Source organism: Sphaerospermopsis sp. LEGE 08334 (assembly GCF_015207205.1).
Taxonomy (GTDB): domain Bacteria; phylum Cyanobacteriota; class Cyanobacteriia; order Cyanobacteriales; family Nostocaceae; genus Sphaerospermopsis.
The window spans coordinates 1-3,121 of sequence record NZ_JADEXH010000099.1 but is presented as its reverse complement, the minus strand read 5'-3'; the positions used below and the strand labels follow the sequence as shown (position 1 = coordinate 3,121).

Here is a 3,121-nt window from a genome sequence, read left to right as displayed (position 1 = left end):
ACTAATGTCTCTGGTTTGACTCCTAAGGATTGCAAGTAATGTGCTAATTGATTCGCTCGATTATTCAATTGTTGATAGGTGAGTTGTTCATTTTCAAACACCACAGCTACAGCATCGGGTGTTTTCTCTACCTGTTCTTCAAATAATTGATGGATACATTTATCAACAGGATACTCAACTTCAGTATCATTCCATTCTATTAATAGCTGGTGTTTTTCTGACTCAGTTAGTAATGGTAATTGGGTAATAGTCTCCTGGGGATTGGCTGCTATGGATTCCAGTAGGGTGATAAAATGTCCTGCCATCCGCTCAATTGTCTTACTATCAAATAAGTCGCTGTTGTATTCCCACACACCTACTAATCCACTAGCAGTTTCTTCCATTGCTAATGTCAAATCAAATTTAGCTATTTGACTCTTAACTTCCAGTAAATTTACACTCAACCCACTTAATTCTACTGTAGATATCGGTGTATTTTGCAGTACAAACATCACCTGGAACAGTGGTGAGTGACTCAGGTTGCGTTCTGGTTGCAATGCTTCCACTAGCATTTCAAAGGGCAAATGCTGATGAGCATAAGCACCTAAAGCCATTTCCCGCACACGAGTCAGCAATTCACTAAAACTGGGATTACCTGCCAAATTACTACGCATCACCAAAGTATTGACAAAAAAGCCAATTAGCCCTTCTATCTCAGCCCTATCTCGGTTAGCAATGGGTGAACCTACTAAAATATCTGATTGTCCTGTATAGCGATAAAGCAAGGTGTCATAAGCTGCTAACAAGGTCATAAATAGGGTACAACCTTTTTCCTGACTCAGTTCTGTCAGTTTTTGGCTTAACTCTAGTGGTAAAGCAAATTTGTAATGTTCCCCTACAAAGGTCTGTACAGCAGGTCTGGGGCGGTCTGTGGGTAATGATAATAAGGTTGGTGCGTCTTTTAGTTGTTCTTGCCAGTATGTTAATTGATTTTGTAATACATCCCCTTGTAACCATTGTCTTTGCCAAATTGCAAAATCAGGGTACTGAATTGGTAGGGGTGATAATGGTGTTCGCGTAGCGTCTCGCAGAGAAGGTTGATTTTGAGAATAAGCATTATAAGCTTGTGTGAGTTCTTGGAAAAACACACCCATTGACCAACCGTCGGAAACAATGTGGTGCATACACACTAACAATACTTGCTCTGTTTCATTTAGTAATATTAACTGCACTCTAATTAACGCTTCTGTTTTCAAATCAAATGGTTTCATCATTTGTTGTTGCGTTAATTGTTCTACAGCTATTTCTTGTTCTGTTGTGCCTAAGTGCTGTAAGTCAACAATTGATACTATTCCATATTCGCTATTTTCTATTTCTTGCTCCCTGCTCCCTGCTCCCTGCTCCCTGCTTCCTGTTAGCTGTTCCCTGATAACTTGAGTTGGTTGTCCATTAATGGTGGTGAAATTAGTCCGTAAGGCTTCGTGACGATGAATAATTGTTTGTAAACTTTGCTCTAATGCGTAAGAGTGCAACTTTCCTCGCAAATGTAAAGCTGTGGGTATGTTGTATACCACACTGTTAGGCTCAAATTGGTCTAAGAACCACAAACGCTGTTGGGCAAAGGACATTGGTAAGTCTGCATCTTTTTCTCTGGGTAACAGAAGTGGTGTTGACAGTTCTAAGTTGTCTTGTTGTAATTGAGTAATAATACTGGCTAATTCTCTGACTGTGGGGGCGGCAAATAATTTATTTAATGGTAGTTCCACTTGGAAGATGTTGCGGATACGTGAAACTAATTGTGTTGCTAATAAAGAATGTCCTCCCAGTTCAAAGAAGTTGTCATCAATACCTATTTGCTCAACTTTTAGCACTTGTAACCAGGTTTGTGTTAACAGTTCTTCAATTGGGTTGCGTGGAGCAACATATTTTTCTAGCAGTGTGGTTTCTAAGTCGGGTGCGGGTAATGCACGGCGGTCTATTTTGCCGTTAGCTGTTAGGGGTAAGGACTCTAAAATTACAAATGCACCCGGTATCATGTATTCTGGTAACTTGGTTTTGAGGAAGTTACGCAATTCTTGGACTATGGGTGTCGAGTTTTGATTTGCTACGATGTAGGCTACTAGACGTTTGTCACCAGGATTATCTTCACGGGCGATGACACAGGATGTCTGGATATCAGGATGTTGATTGAGTACGGTTTCTATTTCTCCTAACTCGATGCGGAATCCTCTGATTTTTACTTGGTTGTCTATGCGTCCTAAGTATTCTATGTTCCCATCTGCTAGGTAACGGGCTAGGTCTCCTGTTTTGTAAATTCGCTCAATTTGACCGCATATATCTATTTCTATAAATTTTTCCGCAGTCGCTTCGGGACGATTTAAATATCCTCTAGCTAAACCAACTCCAGCTATACACAATTCTCCTGGTATCCCTGGTGGTAGTAGTTGATTGTTTCTATCTAGGATGTAGGTGCGAAGATTGGATATTGGTTTGCCTATGGGTGTTTTGTTGCTGTTGGGTTGACAATGGAAGATGGTGGCGGTGACTGTTGATTCTGTTGGTCCGTAGCAGTTGTAGATTTTTCTTTGTGTTCCCCACTGGTTGACTAATTCTGTTGTACAAGCTTCTCCTCCTACTGTGATACATTGCAAATCTGGTAGTTTTGCTTTGGGTAGTACAGATAGGGCTGAGGGTGATAGGAAGCTATGGGTAATTTTGTTGACTGTTAAGAAGTCTACTAGGCTTTGACTTGGCAATAGGGTGACTTTATTTCCTAGGTACAAGGATGCTCCTGTGACTAGGGCTGTGGTAATTTCTCCTACGGATAGGTCAAAGCTAAAAGAACCAAATTGCAACAAACGACTCTGGTTTTGCACTTGGAATGTTTGTCCCCAGGTTAAACTTAGGTTGACTATGGCGCGATGCTCTATTGTTACTCCTTTGGGTTTTCCTGTTGAACCGGAGGTGTAAATTATGTAGGCTAAATCATTGGCTACAACATCACTGCTAGGGTTGTTTTGATTGTTTTGGGCGATTTTTTCCCAGATTTCATCTAAACAAACCTGATGTATTTGATATTCATCCAATCTCTCAATTAAATGTTTTTGTGTTAGCAATACCTTAACTTGAGCATCTTCTAACA

Annotated in this window: 1 protein-coding gene; it reads right to left on the bottom strand. The window is 40.4% G+C overall.

Going from position 1 to position 3,121, the window contains the following annotated elements; translation table 11 throughout:
- The coding region (locus tag IQ237_RS25860) for a non-ribosomal peptide synthetase (protein WP_194060102.1) at positions 1-3,121 on the bottom strand (3,121 nt) is incomplete at both ends.